This window comes from Rhizohabitans arisaemae (genome assembly GCF_025996515.1).
GTDB classification, from domain to species: domain Bacteria; phylum Actinomycetota; class Actinomycetes; order Streptosporangiales; family Streptosporangiaceae; genus Rhizohabitans; species Rhizohabitans arisaemae.
Window position 1 is genome coordinate 683,490 of the sequence record NZ_BLRH01000009.1, and the last position, 21,792, is coordinate 705,281.

Consider the following 21,792-nt stretch of genomic DNA (forward strand, 5'->3'; position numbering starts at 1 on the left):
GCGGCTTCTCCCGTGTCCGAAAACGCCTCCGGGAGGTGTCGTGACCCCACGACGACAACGAAGTGCTCTCGTCGCCGCCTTGAGTGCCCTGGCGCTGATCGCCCCGGGAACTCCCGTATCCGCCGAACCCACCCCGTCCTCGACCACCCTGAAACCGGACGTCAGAGCGGTGTCCGGAAAGTGGAAGGCCACCCCGCTGGGCACCCCGCAGGTGGTCAACGGCGCCAAGTCCCCCAGCGGGCGGCTCGCCAAGAGCGACGCCGCGCTGCTGCGGAGCACCTCCAAGGCCCCGGTCCGCGTCGTCGTCAAACTGGACTACGACTCCGTCGCCGCCTACAAGGGCGGGCTGAAGGGCTTCGCCGCGACCAGCCCGGCGGCCACCGGCAGGGACTTCACCCTCAAGAGCGACCCGGTCCGCCGGTACGAGAGCCACATCGCGTCGGTGGAGAACACCTTCCTGACGGCGCTCGCCAAGGCCGTCCCCGAAGCCAAGGCCGGACAGCGGCTCCGGTTGGTGTACGGCGGCATCGCGCTGTCCGTCCCCGCGAACAAGGCGGCCGAACTCCTCAAGCTGCCCGGCGTCGCCGCGGTCCAGGAAGACCGGCTGGCGCAGCCCACCACCGACTCCACCCCGGCGTTCATGGGCGCACCCACGATCTACAGCCAGCTCGGCGGGAGCGCCAACGCCGGCAAGGGCGTGATCGTCGGCATCCTGGACAGCGGCTCCTGGCCCGAGCACCCCTCCTACAACGACCCCGGCACCCTGCCCGCGCCCCCGCCCACGGCCGACGGGTCCCCGCGGGTCTGCGACTTCGGGGACAACCCGCTGACCCCGGCGAACGACCCCTTCGTCTGCACCGGCAAGCTCATCTCCGGCCAGCCGTTCCTGGACACCTACAACGCCCAGGTCGGCGGGGAGGTCTTCCCGGACAGCGCGCGGGACTCCAACGGGCACGGCACCCACACCTCGACCACCGCGGCCGGCGGCCCGGTCTCCGGGGCCAACCCGCTCGGCATCAACCGCGGCAACATCCAGGGCATCGCCCCCGCGGCGCACGTCGCCGTCTACAAGGTCTGCGGCGCGCAGGGCTGCTACCAGTCCGACTCCGCCGCCGCGGTGGCCCGCGCCATCCTGGACCGGGTCCGAGTGATCAACTTCTCCATCTCCGGTGGCGAGGACCCCTACAGCGACCCGGTGGAGCTGGCGTTCCTCGACGCCTACGCCGCGGGCGTCCTGGTCTCGGCGTCGGCCGGCAACTCGGGGCCCGGGCCGGACACCGTCGCCCACCGCAGCCCCTGGGTGACCACCGTCGCCGCGTCCACCCAGACCCGGACCTATGAGTCGACCGTCACGCTGAACGGCTCCGGCGGCTCCGTCGCCACGGTGAAGGGCGCCTCCGTCACCGCCGGGGTGGCCTCGCCGCGGCAGGTGGTCCGGGCGTCCGCACCGCCGTACAACAACGCTCTCTGCACCACCCCCGCCCCGCCCGGACTGTTCACCGGTAAGATCGTCGCCTGTGAGCGGGGTCCCGGACGGGTGATCAAGGGCTTCAACATCCGGCAGGGCGGCGCCGCCGGGATGATCCTGTACAACACCACCCCGCTCGACGTCATGACCGACAACCACTGGCTACCGACGGTCCACATCGACCAGCCGGCCACCACGACCCTGCTGAACTTCCTCACCGCCAACCCGGCCGCCACCGCGACCCTCACCCAGGGGACGCAGACCACCTGGCAGGGCGACCGGATGACCTCGTTCTCCTCCCGGGGACCCGGCGGCGACTTCCTCAAGCCGGACGTCACCGCACCCGGCCTGCACATCCTCGCCGGCCAGACCCCCGTCCTGGAGGACGCCTCCGGCGGCCCCACGGGCCAGTACTACCAGGCCATCGCCGGGACCTCCATGTCCTCGCCGAACAACGCCGGAGCCGCCGCACTGCTCTTCGCGCTCCACCCGACCTGGACCCCCGGGCAGGTGAAGTCCGCGCTGGAGACCACGGCCAGGACCGCGGTGTTCAAGGAGAACGGCACCACCCCCGCGGACCCGTTCGACTTCGGCGGCGGGCGCGTCGACCTCACCAAGGCCGGAAACCCCGGCCTGACCTTCGACGAGACCGCGGCCGACTTCACCGCCTCGGCGACCGACCCGCTCAACCGGATCGACCTCAACCTGCCGTCGATCAACGCCCCGACCATGCCCGGCATCATCACGGCCAAGCGGACCGCGAAGAACGTCACGGGCCAGGCGCTCACCTACAACGCGACGGGCACCGCGCCGAGCGGCGCCGCCGTCGTGGTCGTGCCCCCGGTGTTCACGCTCCAGCCGGGCGCGAGCATCGACCTCACCGTGATCGTGACGGCCACCGACCTGCCGGACGGCCAGTACTTCGGCCAGGTCAACCTGGACCAGGTCGGCGGACCCCGTGACCTGCACCTACCGGTCGCGTTCTACCGCCAGGAGGGCGTCGTCCCGATCGACCAGACCTGCGTCCCCAGCACGATCGCCCGGAACACCGGCAGATCCACCTGCACCGTGAAGATCCAGAACAACTCGCTCAGCACCGCCGACGTCACCGCCACCAGCGTCCTGGACTCGCGGATCAGGCTCACCTCGGTCACCGGCGCCACCCAGGCCGGACCGCGGACGGCGGTCGCCCAGGCGACCCTGGCGGGACGGCAGCCCGACCGGCCGACCATCGCCCCCGGGCCGACCCCGGCGGGCTACCTGCCGCTCGACGCCTTCGGCGTCACCCCGGTCCCCATCGGGGACGAGCAGGCGCTCAACTTCAACGTGCCCGGGTTCCGGTTCGCCGGGAAGACGTACAACTCCCTCGGCATCGTCTCCAACGGCTACTCCGTCGCCGGCGGGGCCAGCGGCGACCAGATCAGCTACCTGCCGCAGAACCTGCCCGACCCGAGCCCGCCCAACGGGGAACTCGCCACGTTCTGGACCGACCTCGACGGAACCGGGGCGCCCGGCGTCTACGCCGCGACCCTCACCGACGGCGTCAGCTCCTGGATCGTGGTGGAGTGGCGGGTCAACGTCTACGGTACGGCGAGCGGACGCGTGTTCCAGCAGTGGATCGGCGTCAACGGAGCCGAGGACATCTCCTTCACCTACGACCCGGCGAACCTGCCGGCCGCGCCCCCGGCCGGTTACGGCCTCACCGTCGGCGCGGAGAACGACGACGGTTCGGCCGGCGCCCAGATCGCCGGACCCCCGACCCAGGACCTCGTCGTGGTGAGCACCCCCGGCACCCCCGGCGGGTCGCACACCTACACCCTTGAGGTGCAGGGTGTGGCCACCGGAGTCGGTACGGTGCGCACTGCGACCTCGACGCCGCTGGTCCGCGGCGTGACCGTGGAGGTCGACAAGATCACCGTGCAATAGCCGCCTGACCTCAGGCGATCCCCGTGCCGTCCCACGGGGATCGCCTGAGCCCGGTACGGCCGTCAGGCGGCTCAACCGGCCGGCGTCTCCCGGTCGGCCGCCCAGCTCGCGACGGCCCTGGTGTCCAGCGCCCGCCACCGGCCCCCGAAATCCCGCCCCGTGCTGAACCTCCTCGGGCGCCCCGGCGGCGTCCCGCGCGTCGGCACCGCACGCCCAGGTCGCCGATGCCCCGCTCGGCTTCCGGCAACTCCCGCACCGTCGTCGGCACCCCCACGACGGGGACGGCCGCAGCCCGGAACTTCGACCGGCCGTCAGGGCGTGGCAGAGGCCGGAACACCCTTGACGTGATCCGGCAGGCGGACGCGGCGGTTCAGTCCATGGGTCGGCGCAGATCCTCGTGGACCGACTCGACGCCGTCGAGGGCGGCGAGCGACGCCACGGTCTTTCCACCGCCGGATTCGTCCGCCTCCACGATCACGCTGACGTGGCCACCGGGGAGAACGCGGACGAACCGGGCTCCCCGTACCCCGTCGAGCCGTGTCGCGAACTCCTCGGCCGACACCGAGATCTTCACCAGAAACACCCGTGGACCCATGGACCCAGTGTCGGTCACTTCTTGGGCACGGGGACGACCGCCACCGGGGAGTGGGCGTGGTGCAGCACCCCGTGGCTGACCGAGCCGAGGATGAGGCTGCGGACGGTGCCCCGCCCCCGCGACCCGACCACCACCAGATCGGCGCTCGCCGACGCGTCGACGATGGCGTCCACCGGGTGGTCGTGCACCACCTGCTCGACGCAGGGCACGCCCGGGTACTCGGTCCGCCACTTCGCGACGGTCGCGGTGAGCATCTCGGCGTTCCGGGCGGCCGTGGCCTTTACATCGTAGATCAAAGGCACTTCTCCGTCCTTCGGGCCCGCCGACAGCCGGATCCACGCGTGCATCGCGCGAACCGTGCTCCCCCGCAGCGACGCCTCCTCGAACGCCAGATCCAGCGCCGCCGCCGACAGATCCGAGCCGTCCACCCCCACCACGATCTCGCCCTTCGGCGGCCCCGGAATCGTCCGCACCACCACCACCGGGCAGGCCGCCTGACCCGACACCCCGAGCGCCACCGACCCCAGCAGCAGCCCGCGGAACCCGCCCAGCCCATGGCTCCCCACCACCAGCAGCGACGCCCGTTCCGCCACCAGCAGCAGCGCGCTCCGGGGATCGCCCGGCATCAGCTGGGAGACGACCTCCACGCCCGGCTCCTCGGCCCGCGCCCGCGACGCCGCCTCCTCCAGCACCGCGCCGGCGCTGTCCCGCTTCCACTTCCCGATCTCCGCGTGCCGCGCCGTCTCCGGCATGGAGTAGGCCCACTCCGGCATGACGTGCACCAGCCGGACCGGCAGCCGCCGAACCACGGCCTCCGCCATCGCCCAGCCCACCGCGTTCAGCCCCGCGGGCGAGCCGTCCACCCCGACGACGATCTCCATGACCCCTCCCCCTGATCGCCGAATGCGACGCGCGCCGCCGGACAGCCCCCAGGACACCACCGAAGATCAGCCCGGCGCAGCCCGTACCACCGACATCTTTTGAACGCCTGCGTCGTCCGCGCCCCACCCGGTGCGCACAGCACAGCGATCACATCCCCCGGCCGTACTCCGGCCCCCGCGACGAAACGCCGCCGTGCCACTCCCCCGGCGGCCCGCCGCAACCACGGCCCGGCCTCAAGGCCGCGCCTTCCGCGAGCTCCGGTGACCGGCCCGCTCCCGGCGGGGGCGGACTCCGCTCCTGCCCGTACACATCCTCCTCGTACCAGCCGTTCCCCGATAACCGCAGTTCAAGCCACTCGACCGGAGTGACGGAACCCACGAACCACGCGTCCCCGACCCGGTCCCGTCAGCCATCAAGTCTGAGGCGATGCCGTGTCAGCGGACGTGTCAGCACGGCGACGGTCCCGTATCAGAGCGGTCGACGATCGTAAGTGCCATGAACGGTTCGGCGATCGCGGACCAAAGTCCCGGTGACCAAGTGGTTGCGGAGACAGCCGGACGCGTTCCGAGGTCCGCGGCGAGGCGCGGGCCGGCTGGAAGCGAGAACGGCCCGCCGGCGCGATCGACCGCGCCACGGGCAACGAACCGTACCAAGAGAACGGATATCCGAATGGCAGCCAAACAGGTCCAGGGACCGGCGATCCACACGCAGGGCCTGGAGAAGGCGTCCAGGACGCCTGACGCAACCGGGTGGACCACATGACGAAGCACGGCAAGCCCCGGACCGATTCGACGTGGACCGGCATGGTGCCGGTCGACGACACGGCTCTGGCCGTCACCGACAGCGGCGGCTCCGGTATCCCCGTGATCTACCTCAACGGCCAGTTCGCCACCCAGGGGTACTGGCGGCGGGTCATCGCCGAGCTGGGGACGCGGTGGCGGCACATCACCTACGACGGGCGGGCCCGCGGGAAGTCAAAACCCTCGGCGGACTACTCCTTCGACACCGCCGTCCGGGATGTCGACGCCGTTCTCGCGGCCAGAGGCGTGGACCGGGCGCTGGTGGTGGGCTGGTCCTACGGGGCGTTCGTCGCGGCGCACTGGGCCGGCCGCAATCCCGGCCGTGCCATGGGCGCGGTCATGGTCGACGGCGCGTTCCCGTACGACTGGCTCGACGAGGCCATGGAGCGGCACATCCGGAAGCTGTTCGGGCGGATGGGCTGGTTCATGCCGCTGCTGCGCCCGACGGGCCTGGTCCCGCGGATGAACGCCGCGCAGATGGCGACCATCAACATCGAGCTCGGCAGGATCTCCCGCGAGCGCGAGCTGGGCCCCGTGCTGGACGACATCACCGTTCCGGTGCGGTACGTGGTCGCCTCGGGAGCGTCCTTCGGCAGCAAGGGGGACGGGCAGGAACGGATCCGCACCAGCCTGGAGGCGGTGACCGGCCGCAACCCGAACATCCGGGTCAGCGCGAAGGTCGCGAGCAACCACGGTGCCATCCTGAGAAAGGACGCCCCGGCCATCGCCAAGGCCGTACGCGAAGTCGCCTCCCTCGGCCGCGAGGGTCACTGAACACAGCGCCGGCACGCCGACGACCGGCCGGGCGGCGGCCTTCGCCGGTGTCACGGCGCCACCCGGCCGCCGAAACCGCCGTCCCCCGTTCACCCGGATTCCCTCCCCGATTCAAAGGAGCACATCACCATGTCCGTCACCCTTACCGACCAGGACAAGCTCACCCTGCGGACCGCCGCGTACGGCGCCGTCGCGCTGATGACCGCCGCCGGAGTCGCCGGCCGGCCCCACCGGGCCGCCACCCACGGCTCCATCGCCCTCGGCTCCGCGACCGGCCTGGTCGGGCACGTGCTCGCCAAGACGCCGAAGGGCTTGAACTTCAAGACCACCGCCGAACTCGCCGATCACGTGCTGCCGGCCCTGACGGCGGCCATGAGCCTGCTCAGGGAGCAGGCTCCGGCGGAGGCCGACAACTTCCGCAGGACGGTCCTCGTCGCCATCGAAGCCGCCACCCGGACCCAGCGGGACGAGCTCAGCCCGCCCATGGCCGAGATGGCCCGCAAGATCACCGAGGCCCTCGACGCCGTTTGACGGCGCAAGCGGTTCCGGGCTCAAGGTCCTGGTGATCACGCAGGAAAGCCGGCAGCCGGTCACCGGCACCCCCGCTCGATTCCCGCCTACGGTCACGGCCTGCGATGGCCGCGACCGTAGGCATGACATCCCCGACCCGACACCGTCAGCCCACCTCGGCCTCGTCGCCGGACGACGCCTGGCCGCCGACCTTCGAAGGAAGGGCGGTCAGGCAAAGCCCGTCACACGGCCGGGCCGTCTCCAATCGGCGGTTCGTTCACCCACGTCAGGGCCGAGGCGAGGTCGTCGGCGACTCCAACCATCTGATAGGCGAAGCCGTCCCACTCCTCAAGGACGCGCGGCTCGCCAGGCCGGAGGTGGCCGGCGCCACCGTAGACCGGCCGCTGGCGGCGGTAGACATCCATCCGCGGGCGACGGCGCTCGTTGTACGCGGCGAGCGGATCGGCGGCGTCCACACGCGGAACGTCGCGCGGCGGCTGGTTCGGCGGTCCTGGCCGGCTGTGCTTACCCATGCGACCGATGGTCCCAGGCCACAATCGCGCCCGACCGGAAATCGGCGAGATCGTCTGCCCATGCATCGTTGACTTCGCGAGTCTCGCACGGGCTGCCGCCGCTCAGGCCCTCCTTGTCGTACGTGCCGTCTCCATCCCGCAGGCCATACCGACGCTCCAAGAACCGGACACACGATCAGCGGCAACGGCACACAACTCCCCCACCGTGGCGGTGCTCCAGCCCGGCCCCCACGCCCAGGTGAGAGGCCCAGGCAGGTCTCCATCGAGCTCCCAGAATTCAGCCGACCAAGCAGCCCAAGCCTGTCTCAAACCCACGTACCGACGTGTACATTGGCCGCGAAAACCCGCACATTGACATCAGAAACAATCCAGAGATTCAACGCTCTGACCAGCGCTTTCGCACTACCGCCGGATCGCTGCAAAACCCGGCAATCTCAGCGCCGAAGAACACCCCGTGACCTGCGACTTTACCCTCGGGTCACTCATCAACCCTGAAGGGATCGCAACCCGAACTGCCCCGCCTCCGGGTCGAGCATGTGCGCGGTCACTCATCAACCCTGAAGGGATCGCAACGTGGCCATTCGGCGCCGGCCGCGGGGAGGGGCATAGTCACTCATCAACCCTGAAGGAATAGCAACGAGTCCGAGCTTCCACAGCGCATCGACCATCCGGGGCACTCATCGACCCTGAAAGGATCGCAACTCCGGATCGCGGTAGAGGCCGCTGTTGAGCAGCTGGGTTACTCATCAACCCGGAAGGGATTGCAGCCCCGTGCCGAGAATGACGACAATCTCCCGCATGCGTTATCAGTGAGCCCTTGGAGAATCTCACTCTCCGCGGAACATCGGCCACATCTGGTGAGATTGGCCATAATGTGACGCCATGCCTATCAGCCCTCTAAGGGATAGCAACCGCCCGTGGTAGTTGGTCACCACTCCGATGATTTCGCTCTCATCAACCTTCGAAGAGATGTGGCAACTGCCGCTCCAACCCCCAGGCGTAGGCTCAATTCATTCATCAACCCCATCCCGGGATAGCAACCCGCTGTTGCCCTCGACGTCAACGCATAGGACCACTCATCAGCTCGTTGCGGGATAGCGACACGACCAGGACCGTCGCGCCGAACACCGCGAGCGATGTCACTCATCAACCCCTCGGGGATAGCAACCGCCTGTGGCAGTTGGTCACCTCCCCGGGAATGTCACTCTCATCAACCCTTGAAGGAATTGAGACAGGTAGTCCGCGACGGCACAGTCGATGGCGTACGCGTCACTCATCAACCCCCTCGGGGATGGCGACTGCGCTTTGCGCTGCATGACCTTGAAAACCCCTGACGTTCACCCGATCAACGGGAGACCCCGAGCTTGCCGGATATCGGGGCGGGCATCTAGGGGTGACAGGCAAGGACGGGGCACGGTAGGTGGGCTGCCGGAGTGGCATGCGCGGAGCATCCGCCTTCGTGGCCACACCTGTTGATTGAGTCGGATAAACCCGTGCAAGCCCGTAAGAACGGTCGGGGTGGAAACCTGGACGTGCTAACCGTGTCAAGTGAAGTCGCCGTTAAGAGCCTGTATTTTTTGGCCGAGCCTCCGCTCGGCCGGCTCGAAACGCTGCTAAGGCAGCGTCTTCCCTCCTGATTTTCGCGCCGCAAAGAACGCGACGCGAAAATCACTCAGTCCAGACGCTGCCGCGTTTCGAGCGCGCACGTGCCCACCCAGGTATGAATAAGCCGATCAAGGCCACCGCCAGTAAACCAGGGGTTTCATACGGGATTTCGGCTTCTTGTTGTAAGAATGGCTGGATCTTAGGGATGGTCGCGCTAGGTCCGCACTTCGCACGTCGCGCTCTTTGCGACGGGCGAATGCGCGCGAGGTTCGTGCCGCGCGCTTTTTGTGCGGCACGAACCTCGCGGCCAATGTCAAAAAATACTGTTCCTGTAAGCCGGACTTCCCTTAACACGGTTAGCACGTCCAGGTTCTCACCCCGACCGTTCTTACGGGCTTGCACCGGTTTCTCCGACTAAACCACCAGACGGGCCCGCGAAGGCGTACCGGATACTCCGCGCGCGCTACGGGCAGGGGTGGGCGGCGAGGTGAGCCAGGCGGTTCAGGGACCAGGTGAGGAGGGCGACGGCGACCGGCCTGGCGAAGACCCAGCCGATCTCGCCGAGCACGCCGAGGGGGAGTTCGAGCCGCTCTTCCCAGGTGATGCGGCACCTCTCGGGTCCTTCAGGAACCACGCGGAAGGCGCCGTGACCGCGGACGACACGGCCGAGGTGGCGGACGCGGACCTCGTGGGGCGGGTCCCAGTGGGTGATCTCCATGGTGTCGAGGAAGCCGAGCCCGCCGAGGCCGGTGAACGCCGCCAGGTGTGAGCCGGGGCCGTGTCCGTCGCCGTGGACGACCTCGGCGTCGGTGAGGAACATCCAGTCGCGGTGCCGAGGCCAGTCGGTCATGAGTTCGAAGACTCGCTCGGCGGGCGCAGCGGCGACGACGGAGACGGCGAGGTGGCGGATCGGGTTCACGCCTTCAGCGTAGAGCCCGCACCTGGCCCAACGGCTGGGTACGATCCGCTCATGTCCCTACGCAGAGTACGCGTCCTCGTGCCGCTGTTCCTGGCCACCGCCCTGGTGTCGGGATGCACGACGAGTTCGGCGGCGCCCGGCGGGTCGCTGCCCGAGGCTCCGGAGCTGATCCGCGAGGCGGTGACCGCGCTGGGGCAGGTGCGGAGCGTGGCCTTCGCGGTGGAGACCGAGGGAAGCCCGCCGATCCCGATCCGGCAGGCGCGGGGGAAGCTGCTGAAGAGCGGGGACGCCGAGGGCACCCTGCAGATGGAGCAGGGCGGGCAGCGGGTGGAGTTCGCGTTCACCGTCCTCGGGGACACCGTGTACCTCAAGGGGCTGACGGGGGGTTACCAGAAGCTTCCCCGGGCCGCCGTGGCCGCGATCTACGATCCGACGGCGCTGCTCGACCCGGAGACGGGGGTGGCCAAGGTGCTGTCCACCGCGACCGACGTGCAGACGGAGGCGCGTGAGCAGGTGAACGGGGAGGACGCCTACCGGGTCAAGGTCAACATCCCGAAGGGGGTCGTCTCGTCCGTCGTGCCCGGGGTGACCGCGGCGGTGAACGGGCAGATCTGGCTCAGCGCCGCGAACAAGCGTCCGCTCAAGGCACTGCTGCCGCTCACCGGCGGCAAGGTCGCCGTCACCCTCTCCGACTACGACGCGGTCCCCCCGATCAAGCCACCGGCGACATGATCCGCCCCGGACGGCGAAACCTGGCGCTCGGCGTCGCGGGCACGGCGGTCCTGCTCGCGGCACTCGACGCCTACGTGGTCGTCACCGTGCTCATCGACATCGCCCGCGACCTGGACATCCCGATCAACCGGCTGGAGCGGACCACCCCGCTCGTCACCGGGTACCTCCTCGGCTACGTCGCCGCCATGCCGCTGCTCGGGCAGCTCTCCGACCGATACGGCCGGCGGCTCCTCATCCACCTCTGCCTTGCCGGTTTCGCCCTCGGCTCGGTGATCACCGCGCTCGGCACGGACCTGGTCCCCCTGGTCGGCGGCCGGGCACTCCAGGGGATCGCCGGAGGCGCGCTCCTGCCGATCACCATGGCCCTGATCGGGGACCTCTGGGCCGAGCACGGCCGCCCCGTGGCGCTGGGCTTCCTCGGCGCCGCCCAGGAGCTCGGCAGCGTCCTCGGGCCGCTGTACGGCGCGGGCCTGGTAGCCCTGTTCGGCCTCCCCGCCCTCGCCGAGACGGTCTTCCACGGCTGGCGCGGCATCTTCTGGGTCAACGTCCCGCTGGCGATCGCCGCCGCCGTGGCCGTGCACCGCTCGATCCCCCCGCCCCCGCGAAGGACCGCGCCGCCCACCCGGGTCGACGTGGTCGGGGCGACGCTGCTCGCCCTCTCCCTCGGGCTGCTGGTCGCCGGGGTCTACAACCCCGAACCGGAGCGGTCCGCCCTGCCGCCGTGGGGACCGGGCGTGATCGCCGCCGGGGTGGTGACCGGAGCGCTGTTCGTCCTCTGGGAGATCCGCGCCAAGACCCGGTTGATCGACCTGACCGGGGTACGGCGGGGCGCCTTCCTCGCCACCCTCGGGGTCAGCCTGTTCACCGGCGCCGCGCTCATGGTCACCCTGGTCGACGTCCAGCTCGTCGCGCAGACCCTGCTCGGTACGGACGCGGTCGGCGGAACGCTGCTGCTCGCCCGATTCCTGGTGCCGCTCGCCGTCGCCGCCCTCTTCGGCGGCCTCCTGGCCCGCAGGTACGGCGACCGGCCGATCACCGTGATCGGCATGGCGATCGCGACCGGTGGGTACCTGCTCATCTCGGGCTGGCCGATCGACGCCCTCGACGCCCGATACGGGGTCCTGCCCCGGATCGACGTCGACCTGGTGGTCACCGGGCTCGGGCTCGGCCTCGTGATCGCGCCGCTCTCGTCGGCGGTGCTCCGCGCGGTCCCCGCCGCCCAGCACGGGGTGGCCTCGGCCGCGGTGGTGGTCGCCCGGATGATGGGCATGCTCCTCGGCGTCGCCGCGCTCTCCGCCTACGGCTTCCACCGGTTCCAGACGCTCACCGCCGACCTGGACACGCCCCTCCCGATCGGCGTCGAACCCGCCGTGTACGCCAAGCAGCTCGCGGAGTACGAGGCCGCGGTGAAGACCGCCCTGCACACCGAATACGGCGAGATCTTCCTCATCACCGCGGTCCTCTGCGCCGCCGGGCTGCTCGCCGCCCTCTTCCTCACGCCCGCCCCCGCCGAAGCCCCCGAACCCGCCGCGGAGCCGGCCGAAACCACGACGACCTCATAGCCCGGCCCGGCACGCACGCCCCAGGCCGGCTCCGAGCAGACCGGCATCCCAGGACACCGGGTACGGACGATCGTCGGCGGCATCGGCCGCCGACGGGATGGCCCGGGGATGCGGGCGCCGCCGAACGGCCGGTCGTCGCGACCGCCGGATGAGGACGACGGGTCAGGTGAGCAGGCCGGCCCGGTGCAGGTGGTCGAAGATGATCCGGTCGACCGGGGAGACGCGGTCCCGGTCGGCGTAGCCGAGCCAGACGACCTCCTCGATCTCCCCGTGGGGCGCCGGGACGCCGTTGTGGTCCGCGGTGTAGCAGGTCATCCGGACCTCCGTACCGTCCGGATGGCCGTGCGCCTGGGCGCGGAAGGTGCCCAGGTGGGTCGCACCGGCGGGGACGACGGCCACACCGAGCTCCTCGCCGATCTCCCGGACCAGGGTGTCGATGTCGGACTCCCCCGGTTCGCGTTTGCCGCCGGGCAGGTAGCAGGCGTCCCTGCCCCGCGATCGGGTGCTGAGGATCCTTCCGTCCCGCAGGTGGATCCAGGCGACCTTGTCGATCGCCGGTGCTGCGGCGGTCGTCCGCGCGGAAGGCACGGCCTCGGGCCGTACACCCTCCGCCAGGTGGGGGTAGTCGAAGAGATCGGCGTAGGCGGACAGGTCGAGGAAGCTCCGGGTCAGCGGGTTGACGTGGCCGTCCGCGTGCCCGTGCATGGCCTCGCAGACCTCGGCGAGGCCCACGAAGGACCAGGTCACCCGATGGCCGTACTGGTTGTCGTAGGAGTCCTCCTCCGCGCGTCCCCGCGCAAGGGCCAGGCTTTCGGCCTCGGCCGGGGACGCCGCGCGCACCAGGAACAGCTCCTCGTTGTGGCGCGGCGGGGTGCGTCCGTCGGCCACGTCCACGCGGACGATGCCCACGGCGACATAGAGCCGCTTTTCCTGATCAGTCACCAAAGCCCCCGATCGCGTGCTGCCGATGCGAGGGCCAGGGTAGATCGGGAGGCTACTTCTTCGCCGCTCGTTTTTCCCGGATCTTCATGGTGATCTCGATGGGGCTGCCGGCGAAGCCGAACTCCTCGCGGAGGCGCCGCTCGATGAACCGGCGGTAGCCGGCCTCCAGGAAGCCGGTGGTGAACAGGACGAACTTGGGCGGCTCGGCGGACGCCTGGGTGGCGAAGAGGATCTTCGGCTGCTTGCCGCTGCGCACCGGCGGCGGGGTGGCGGCGATCAGCTCGGTGAAGAACTGGTTGAGCCGCGCCGTGGGCACCCGGGTGGACCAGGAGTCCAGCGCGGTCTCGATGGCCGGGACCAGCTTCTCGACGTGGCGGCCGGTCTTGGCGGAGATGTTGACCCGCAGGGACCAGGGGGTGCGGACGAGCTGCCGGTCGATCTCCCGCTCCAGGGAGTAGCGCCGGTCGTCGTCGAGGAGGTCCCACTTGTTGTACGCGACGACCATCGAGCGGCCCGACTCCACCACCATGGAGATGATCCGCAGATCCTGCTCGGTGAGCGTCTCGGAGGCGTCGATGAGGACGACGGCGACCTCGGCGCGGTCCAAGGCGGACTTGGTGCGCATCCCGGCGTAGAAGTCGGCGCCCTGCAGTTCGCGCTCCCGGCGCCGGATGCCGGCGGTGTCGATGAACCGCCAGGTCTTCCCGCCCAGCTCGATCAGCTCGTCCACGGGGTCGCGGGTGGTGCCGGCGACGGCGTCGACGATCACGCGATCCTGTTTGGCGAGCTTGTTGAGCAGGGAGGACTTGCCGACGTTGGGCTTGCCGACGAGGGCCACCCGGCGGGGGCCGCCCTCGCCGCGCGGCAGGTCGAGCGGGGTGTCGGGCAGCGCGTCGAGGACGACGTCGAGGAGGTCGCCGCTGGCCCGCCCGTGCAGGGCGGAGACGGCGATCGGCTCCCCGAGCCCGAGCGACCACAGGGAGGTGGCGTCGGACTCGCCCCGGACGTCGTCGACCTTGTTCGCGGCGAGCACGATGGCCTTGCCGGACCGGCGCAGCACCGAGCTGACCGCCTGGTCGGCGTCGGTGGCGCCGACGGTGGCGTCCACGACGAACAGCACGACGTCGGCGAGTTCCGCGGCGACCTGGGCCTGCTCGGCGATGCGCAGCGCCATCCCGGAGGCGTCGGGGTCCCAGCCGCCGGTGTCGACCAGGGTGAACCGGCGGCCTCGCCAGGTCGCCTCGTAGGTGACCCGGTCCCGGGTGACCCCGGGCACGTCTTCGACGACGGCTTCCCGGCGGCCGAGGATCCGGTTGACGAGGGTGGACTTGCCGACGTTGGGCCGCCCCACGACGGCGACGACGGGGATCGGCGTCGTGTCCGCCTCGGGGAGTTCGGTGGCGAACTCAGCCGCGGTCCATTCTTTCACGCTGCATGCTCCCTGATGGCGTACCGCCGCAATGGGGGAAATGCCTCACGAAGCCGCTGATCAGCGGAGAGGCCCAACACGAAAATCGCAAGTTTGAGCGATTCTATCGCACGTCCACGAGGTCGTTCACCAGTCCGACGACCCTGGCGACGACCTCGTCAAGCGTCATCGCGGTGGTGTCGATCTCGATCGCGTCCTCGGCTTTGGCCAGCGGATCGGCCTTCCGGGTGGAGTCGTGACGGTCGCGGCGCTCCATCTCCGCCTTGGTCAGGTCCACGTTGACGGTCCCCGGCAGCTCGGCGGAACGGCGGACCGCCCGGGCCTGCGCGCTCGCGGTGAGGTAGACCTTGACGGGGGCGCCGGGGGCGACGACGGTGCCGATGTCCCGGCCCTCGACGACGATGCCGCCCACCCCGATGATCTGACGCTGCAGGGCGACGAGCCGGCCGCGGACCTCGGGGACCGCGCTGACCGCGCTCACCGCGGCGGTCACCTCGGCACCCCTGATCGGGCCGGAGACGTCGAGACCGCCGACGGCGATGCCGACGGCGTCCGGATCGGTGGACACGTCAAGGACGGGCTCCTCGGCCCGGGCGGCGATCGCGGCGGGGTCGGCCGGGTCCACGCCGTTCTCCAGCATCCACCAGGTCACCGCCCGATACATCGCGCCGGTGTCGAGGTACCGCAGACCGTGGGTGCGGGCCACCCCGCGCGACACACTCGACTTACCCGAGCCCGAAGGCCCGTCCACTGCGACGACCAGCGCATCCAGCACGTCTTTACCTCTCCGCTCAGGGGCTTTCATTTCGGTACATGCCAGCCGTGCGCCCGCAGGGCTTCCGCGAGTACGGCCGCCTCCTCCGGCCGTACCGAAAGCTCGGCGACGCCGACCGGGAGTCCAGGCGAGTGTTCCAGAACCACGTCCTCGATGTTGACCCGCGCCTCGCCGGCCGCCTGGAAGAGCCGGGCGAGTTCGCCGGGGATGTCCTCGATCACCACTTGGACGACGGTGTAGGGCTTGGCGGGGCCGCCGTGCTTGCCGGGGATGCGGGATCGGCCCCGGACGCCGCGCCGGAGCAGGTCGGTCACCGTCTCCCCGGCCCGCAGGGCCCGGGCCGCCTCGGCGAGGTCGGCGCAGAGCGCGTCGAGGACGTCGGCGACGGGCCGCGTGTTCCCGGCGAGGATGCCGGTCCAGAGCCCGGGGTCGCCCCCGGCGATGCGGGTGACGTCGCGAACCCCCTGCCCGGCCAGCCCGAGCGCGCCCTCCGGCGCCTCGGCGAGTCTGGCCGCGACGGCGGCGGCGGTGATGTGCGGCACGTGCGAGACGAGGGCGACCGCGGCGTCGTGCTCGTCCGCCCCCAGCTCCATGATCTTGCCGCCGCACAGGGCCGCGAGGTGCCGGACCAGATCCAGCGCCTCGGGCGCGGTCTGCGAGGTGGGGCAGATCGCCCAGGGCCGCCCGAGGAACAGGTCCCGGCGGGCGGCAGCCGGTCCGGACCGCTCCCGCCCGGCCATCGGGTGGCCCGGGACGAACGAGGTCATGTCGCAGCCGTGCGCCCGGGCCTGGGCGACCGGCATCGCCTTCACGCTCGCCACGTCGGTGTAGACGCGGGCGGCGTCCTCCTTCTGCAGACCGGCGAGGACCTCCCCGACGACCTGCGGGGGGACGCCGAGGACGGCGAGGTCCACCCGCTCACCGGATCTCCACGGCTCACCCGCGCCGAGGTTGCGGGCGAGCCACATCGACTCCTCGTCGACGTCGGAGAGGAGGACCCTGACCCCGTGCTCGCGCAGGGCCAGGGCGATCGACGTCCCGATCAGCCCTGTCCCGAGAACGAGCACGCTGCGGATCACTGCGCGATGTCCAGCCTGAGCACGGCGGCACCCCGAAGGTAGACGTGCTGGATCTGGCTGCGCGGCCGATCGGTTTCCACGTGCGCCATGAGGCGGACCACCCGGGGCAGCGACCCCGGGACGTCGATCTCGGAGGCGCAGATCAGCGGGACCTCGTGGAAGCCCAGCTTGCGCGCCGCGAGTGCCGGGAATTCGGCGGTGAGGTCGGGCGTGGAGGTGAAGATCACGCTGATGACGTCGTCGGTCGTCAGCCCGTTCCGCTCCATCACCGTCGCGACCAGCTCCGTCGTCGCCTCCACGATCGAATCGTGGTCGTCGGCGTCGACTTGCACCGCGCCCCGGATCGCTCGCACCACAGTCATGTCTCCCTTCGTCGGGACTGCTACAGGCCCACTGTGGAGTACAGCTCGCCTATCTCGGTGAGGGTAAGGGTACGCATCGTCCCCGGCTTCAACCGGCCGAGCTTCACCGGCCCGAACTGGATGCGCGCCAGGTCGATGACCGGGATGCCGACCTCGGCGAGCATCCGCCGGACGATGTGCTTGCGCCCCTCGTGCAGCGTCACCTCGACCAGCGCCTGGTTCCCGTGCTCCTGGACGAGTTTGAAGTCGTCCGCCTTGGCGAGGCCGTCCTCCAGTTCGACGCCGCCGCGCATCCGCCGGGACGCGTCCTTGGGCAGCGGCCCGTTGACCTTGGCCCAGTACGTCTTCAGCACGCCGTAGCGGGGGTGGGTGAGCCGGTTGGCGAGCTCCCCGTCGTTGGTGAGCAGCAGCAGACCCTCGGTCTCGATGTCCAGGCGCCCCACGTGGAACAGGCGTTCCGGCCGGTCGGCGGTGTACTGCGCGATCGTCGGCCGGCCCTCGGGGTCGTCCATCGTGCTCACCACGCCGATCGGCTTGTTGATCGCGAAGTAGACCAGCTCGGGGGCGGTCGGGATCCGCTTGCCGTCCACGTGGATGACCTGCTTGGCCGGGTCCACCCGGGCGCCGAACCGGCGAACCACCTGGTTGTCGACCGTGACCCGGCCCTCGCCGATCAGCTCCTCGCAGGCCCGCCGGCTCGCGACGCCGGCCTGGGCGAGCACCTTCTGCAGGCGGACGCCGTCGGGGACCTCGGTGGTGTCCCGCTCCTCGACGTGGCCGTCGGGGTAGAAGTCCGGGTCGCGCCGCGGAGTCCGGGCACCGGCGACACCGCCCGGGCGAACCGGCGCCGAGGTGGGCTCGGCCGCCCTCGGCGCCCCGCCGCGAACGCCGTCGAACCGGTCGGAGGCACGGCGTGCGCCGCCGGAGCCGTAGCGTGCCCGGGAACCCCCGGTCGTGCCTGATCCGCGGGAGTGGTCCCGGTTCGCGGATCCGGAGCCGTACGGGCTCCGGGGGCTCTCCTCACGCGTGCCGTCCCGGGAACCCCGGAAGTCGCCGCGCGGGGCACCGGACCGGCCGCCGGAGAATCCGCGGCCCGAGGAGCCCGAGCCGCCTCCGCCGTACCGCCCTCTGCCTTCGAAGCCGCCCGAGGAACCGCGGCCCTCGAAACCGCCTGACGGGCCACGGCCCTCAAAGCCGCCCGATGAGCCACGGCCTTCGAAGCCGCCGCGGCCGGAAGCACCGTAGGAGGACCCGGACCGGCCGCCGGCGGCGCGGGAGCCGTCACCGCGGCCGTAGTCGTCTCTGCGGGGACCGCGGGAATCGCGGAAGTCCCTGTCTCCGCCCCTGTCCCTGTAGTCACGGGAATCGCGGGAATCGCGGGAACCACGGAAGTCGCGGGAGCCGCCGCGGGAATCGCCCTGCGCGCCGCCGGAGGGACGACCTCGTCCCGAGGCGCCGTAGCCGCCGCGCCGGTCGGAATCGGCGCCGTACCCGGAGGAACCGCGGGCACCGTACCCGGAGGAACCGGACCCGCCGTAGCCGCCGCGTCCCTCGCCGCCGCCACCGCGTCCGCCGCGCCGGTCGGAATCGGCGCCGTAGCCGGAGGAACCGCGGGAGCCGCCGTAGCCGCCCCGGCCTTCGCCGCCGCCACGGGAGTCACCGCGGGAGTCACCGCGGGAATCGCCCCGGGAGCCGCGCGAGTCGCCGTAGCCGCCGCGGCTCGAGCCACCGCCGTAGGAGGAACCCGACCGGCCGGACGAACCGCCCCGGCCCGACGCGCCGTAGGAGCCCGTCCTGCCACCGCCCGAGGCCGGCCTTCCCGAGGCACCGCCCCGCCCGGAGGGGTTGCCTCGCCCCGAGCCTCCCCGGCTCTGCGGGTTGCTTCTGTTACCGGTCACCTCTGGTCCTCCAGGCCTTCCACGTCGTCTGGCAGGAACGGGGCCAGCTCAGGGAGCTCATCGAGATCACGCAGGCCGAGCCGTTCCAGAAAATAGCTTGTCGTCCGGTAGAGCACCGCTTGGCTGTCAGGGTCGGATCCGGCCTCCTCGACGAGACCCCGTGCCGCCAGCGTGCGCATGACACCGTCGCTGTTGACCCCGCGGATCGCCGCCACCCTGGCACGGCTCACCGGCTGCCGGTACGCCACCACCGCCAGGGTTTCGAGTGCCGCCTGAGTGAGCCTGGCCTGCTGGCCGTCACGGACGAACCGCTCCACCAGAGGCGCGCAGGTATCGCGTGTGTAGAAACGCCATCCGCCCGCGACCTCCCGGAGGTCAAAACCCCGTCCGGTAACAGTATATTCCGCCGAGAGCTCCCGGAGGGCCGTGATCACCTGATCGCGTGGACGCTCCAGCACCTGGGCGAGCGTGATCGCGGCGACCGGTTCGTCGACGACCATCAGGATCGCCTCCAGGGCCGTTCGGAGCCCGGGGCCCGGCGGCTCGTCGTGTCGCGTCTGCTCGTCTTCCTGAAGCATGGCCGTTTCCCCGAGACATTTCTTGACAGAAGACACTCTGTCTTATTCGTCATGGTTTGATGAGGTATTTCCAGGAATTCCACCTGGATCGTCGCGAGCGGGCCCGGCCGCCAGGGCCGGATCCCCGACCGCCGGCCGCGGATCGTCGTCGTAGTCGTCCGCCACCACCACGTCCCCGTCGTCGGCCCCCGTCCAGCTCACCGTCAGCTCACCCAGCGCCTCGGCCTGCTCGAACGCGACAACCCCCTCGCGGAACAGCTCCAGCACCGCCAGGAACCGCGCGACGACCTCATAGGTGCCCTCGCAGTCGGCGACGAGCGCCCGGAAGGTGGCGCTGCGGACGAGCCGCAACCGATCCACGAGGATAGCGGCCTGATCACGGACGCTCGCCAGGGGCTGGTAGATGTGCTCGACCGAGACCGTGGGCTTCGGCCTGGGGGTGAACGCCCGCGCGGCGACCTTGGCGAACTCCTCCGGCCCGATCCCCAGCAGCACCACCGGGAGCAGCCCGGCGAACCGCGCCTCCATCGGCACCAGCCGGGGGAACCGCAGCGCCTCGGCCGCCAGCCGGCCGGAAAAGACCTTGGCGACCTCCTTGTAGGCGCGGTACTGCAGCAGCCGGGCGAAGAGCAGGTCCCGGGCCTCCAGCAGGGCGAGGTCCTCCTCGTCCTCCACCTCGCCCTTGGGCAGCAGCCGCGCCGCCTTCAGGTCGAGCAGCGTCGCCGCCACCAGCAGGAACCGGCTGGTCTGGTCGAGGTCCCACTCCGGGCCGCGCGCCCGGATGTAGGCGATGAACTCGTCGGTCACCTGGTGCAGGGAGACCTCGGTGATGTCCAGCTTCCGCTTGGAGATCAACCCCAGGAGCAGGTCGAACGGTCCTTCGAAAACCTCCAGGCGCACCTGGAAGACGTCGGCCGGCTCCTTCGCCCGTTTCTCCGTCACACCCGCCATTCTCCCCTGTGTCGCCGGGTGTCCGCGCGATCACACACGGTTTCCGTACGGCGCCTGCGGCACGGCCTCTCGGTCTCGGCGTATCTCCGGTTGATCATTGCGCTCCGCGCACCCAATGGGGTGCGGACAGCACAACGATCACCTGACGGCCGTACCGGAGTACCGCGGCGCAGCCCGTACGGCGCCGTGCCGCGGCCGGTCCTCGCCTCCGGGTGATCGTCGCGCTCTGCGCACCGCATAAGGTGCCCACAACACAACGATCACCCGAGACCGGCGGTACGGGCCAAGCCGGGCCGACCACCAGGGCCTCACCCGATCAAGCGGCACAGCCCGTACACGACCCGCCACCGCACATCCCGGTGATCGTTGCGCTTTGCGCACCCAAAGAGGTGCGGACAGCGCGACGATCACCCGCTGGGGAGCACCGGAACCGTTCCGCGCGGCCCGTACGGCCGCATGGCGCGCTCCCCCTCCCCGCGGACGAGCCGCGGCGTCCGTGCCGGAAACGGGGGGCTAGCGCGAGGGACGCGCGGGGTCGGCGGACGCCCAGGGGCACACCACGAAGCCCCGCTTGAAGACGATCAGCTCGACGTCGGCGGTCAGCCTGGTCAGGCCGGGGAGCGGGGTCACCACGTCGCGGATGAAGGCGTGCAGGTCGTCGTGCGTCTTCATGATCAGCTCACAGACCAGCGAGGTGGCCCCCAGGGTGGTGGCGAAGTAGTGGACCCCCTCCTGTCCTTCGAGGGTCCGGACGGCCCCCTCGACGTGCTGCGGGAGCAGGTCGAGGCGGATCAGCACCTCCTGCTGGTAGCCGAGCAGATGGGGCTGGACCAGGGTCACCACGCCGGCGCAGCCGCGCCGGAAGACGTCCGCGCAGCGGCGCCGTACCGTGCTCTCGCTCATCCCCAGCGCCGACGCCGCGTCAGCGTAGCTGCGCCGCCCGTCGTCGCGCAGCGCCGCCAGGATCGTCCGGTCGACGGAGTCGAGGTGGGACGGGTCGCACTCGTGCCCGTCGCGCGCACCGCCACGCGACCAGTCCCTGGCCACGGCCCGCGACCGCAGGACCATGTCGGTCTGGGTGGCCACCACGTCGGGGTCGTTCTGGATGTCGTCGAGCAGCACCGCGGCGACGTCCTCGCCCTGGGGGACGACGACCTCGGCGGCCACGTCGTACTCGCCGGTCACGATCGCCACCCATCGGGTGTCCGACCGGCCGGCCAGCCGGTGGGCGACCGCCCGCTGCGTGCCGGGGCGGCAGCGCACCCGGACCTCGTACATGCGGGCGGTCTCCGGATACAGATCCGTGGCCGGCAGGACCGTGACGAGAATCGAGCCGCTCTCCAGCAGAGCCGTCGCCCGCCGGTAGGCGGTCGAGACCGTGACGCCCGCCCGCTTGGCGATCTCGGTCCAGGAGGCGCGCCCGTCCTCCTGGAGCAGCTGCACGATCAGCAGGTCAACGCTGTCGAGCACGG

Annotated in this window: 18 protein-coding genes; 5 read left to right on the plus strand and 13 right to left on the minus strand. The window is 70.8% G+C overall.

The genetic code is table 11. The features are described 5' to 3' along the window. Nucleotides 1-40: 40 nt before the first annotated feature. A complete protein-coding gene (locus RUR_RS03940; protein WP_283133468.1) occupies nucleotides 41-3,394 on the plus strand; it encodes a S8 family serine peptidase in 3,354 nt (1,117 codons plus the stop codon). Nucleotides 3,395-3,764: 370 nt separating this feature from the next. Here the strand turns inward: RUR_RS03940 and RUR_RS03945 are convergent, their stop codons facing one another. Together RUR_RS03945 and RUR_RS03950 are read right to left on the minus strand one after the other, a co-directional pair. Next, a complete protein-coding gene (locus tag RUR_RS03945; RefSeq protein WP_283133469.1) occupies nucleotides 3,765-3,989 on the minus strand; it encodes a hypothetical protein in 225 nt (74 codons plus the stop codon). 14 nt (nucleotides 3,990-4,003) lie between these two features. Then, on the minus strand, nucleotides 4,004-4,870 hold the full coding sequence (locus RUR_RS03950) for a universal stress protein (protein WP_283133470.1): 867 nt from the start codon (nucleotides 4,868-4,870) through the stop codon (nucleotides 4,004-4,006). A 759-nt stretch (nucleotides 4,871-5,629) separates the two neighbouring features. Between RUR_RS03950 and RUR_RS03955 the strand changes: the two genes are divergently transcribed. Further along, nucleotides 5,630-6,445, plus strand: coding sequence for an alpha/beta fold hydrolase (locus RUR_RS03955; protein WP_283133471.1), 816 nt, complete (start codon nucleotides 5,630-5,632; stop codon nucleotides 6,443-6,445). Between the two features lie 129 nt (nucleotides 6,446-6,574). After that, the gene (locus RUR_RS03960) at nucleotides 6,575-6,976 is read left to right on the plus strand and encodes a hypothetical protein (RefSeq protein WP_283133472.1); all 402 of its coding nucleotides are present in this window, start codon (nucleotides 6,575-6,577) and stop codon (nucleotides 6,974-6,976) included. A gap of 221 nt (nucleotides 6,977-7,197) precedes the next feature. Here RUR_RS03960 and RUR_RS03965 read toward each other — a convergent pair whose 3' ends face one another. Together RUR_RS03965 and RUR_RS03970 are read right to left on the minus strand one after the other, a co-directional pair. Then, entirely contained in the window at nucleotides 7,198-7,488 is a 291-nt protein-coding gene (locus RUR_RS03965; RefSeq protein WP_283133473.1) for a DUF6087 family protein, read from the minus strand. Nucleotides 7,489-9,556: 2,068 nt separating this feature from the next. Further along, complete coding sequence (locus RUR_RS03970) at nucleotides 9,557-10,012, minus strand: SRPBCC family protein (protein WP_283133474.1); 456 nt, start codon at nucleotides 10,010-10,012, stop codon at nucleotides 9,557-9,559. A 51-nt stretch (nucleotides 10,013-10,063) separates the two neighbouring features. On the opposite strand from RUR_RS03970, the gene RUR_RS03975 reads away from it, so the two are divergent. Then, a complete protein-coding gene (locus RUR_RS03975) occupies nucleotides 10,064-10,744 on the plus strand; it encodes an LppX_LprAFG lipoprotein (RefSeq protein WP_283133475.1) in 681 nt (226 codons plus the stop codon). Then, nucleotides 10,741-12,306, plus strand: a complete 1,566-nt coding sequence (locus RUR_RS03980) for an MFS transporter (RefSeq protein WP_283133476.1) — start codon at nucleotides 10,741-10,743, stop codon at nucleotides 12,304-12,306. Before RUR_RS03975 ends, RUR_RS03980 begins: the two co-directional genes overlap by 4 nt. Nucleotides 12,307-12,468: 162 nt before the next feature. Here RUR_RS03980 and RUR_RS03985 read toward each other — a convergent pair whose 3' ends face one another. The 9 genes from RUR_RS03985 to RUR_RS04025 form a co-directional block, all read right to left on the minus strand. Continuing rightward, the gene (locus tag RUR_RS03985; protein WP_283133477.1) at nucleotides 12,469-13,248 is read right to left on the minus strand and encodes a DUF4288 domain-containing protein; all 780 of its coding nucleotides are present in this window, start codon (nucleotides 13,246-13,248) and stop codon (nucleotides 12,469-12,471) included. Nucleotides 13,249-13,300: 52 nt separating this feature from the next. Further along, nucleotides 13,301-14,677, minus strand: a complete 1,377-nt coding sequence (der, locus tag RUR_RS03990) for a ribosome biogenesis GTPase Der (protein ID WP_283133478.1) — start codon at nucleotides 14,675-14,677, stop codon at nucleotides 13,301-13,303. Between the two features lie 103 nt (nucleotides 14,678-14,780). Further along, a complete protein-coding gene (gene cmk / locus RUR_RS03995) occupies nucleotides 14,781-15,449 on the minus strand; it encodes a (d)CMP kinase (RefSeq protein ID WP_283134000.1) in 669 nt (222 codons plus the stop codon). 29 nt (nucleotides 15,450-15,478) lie between these two features. Next, a complete protein-coding gene (locus RUR_RS04000) occupies nucleotides 15,479-16,528 on the minus strand; it encodes a prephenate dehydrogenase (protein WP_283134001.1) in 1,050 nt (349 codons plus the stop codon). Continuing rightward, nucleotides 16,528-16,893, minus strand: a complete 366-nt coding sequence (aroH, locus tag RUR_RS04005; RefSeq protein WP_283133479.1) for a chorismate mutase — start codon at nucleotides 16,891-16,893, stop codon at nucleotides 16,528-16,530. Before aroH ends, RUR_RS04000 begins: the two co-directional genes overlap by 1 nt. A 20-nt stretch (nucleotides 16,894-16,913) precedes the next feature. Continuing rightward, entirely contained in the window at nucleotides 16,914-18,791 is a 1,878-nt protein-coding gene (locus tag RUR_RS04010) for a pseudouridine synthase (protein ID WP_283133480.1), read from the minus strand. After that, a complete protein-coding gene (scpB, locus tag RUR_RS04015) occupies nucleotides 18,788-19,369 on the minus strand; it encodes an SMC-Scp complex subunit ScpB (protein ID WP_283133481.1) in 582 nt (193 codons plus the stop codon). Before scpB ends, RUR_RS04010 begins: the two co-directional genes overlap by 4 nt. A gap of 42 nt (nucleotides 19,370-19,411) precedes the next feature. Beyond that, nucleotides 19,412-20,320: a segregation and condensation protein A gene (locus RUR_RS04020; RefSeq protein ID WP_283133482.1), complete on the minus strand. Its 909-nt coding sequence runs from the start codon at nucleotides 20,318-20,320 to the stop codon at nucleotides 19,412-19,414. 513 nt (nucleotides 20,321-20,833) lie between these two features. Beyond that, nucleotides 20,834-21,790 (minus strand): Lrp/AsnC family transcriptional regulator, encoded by a 957-nt coding sequence (locus RUR_RS04025; protein ID WP_283133483.1) that lies wholly within the window; start codon nucleotides 21,788-21,790, stop codon nucleotides 20,834-20,836. Between the last annotated feature and the right edge of the window lie 2 nt (nucleotides 21,791-21,792).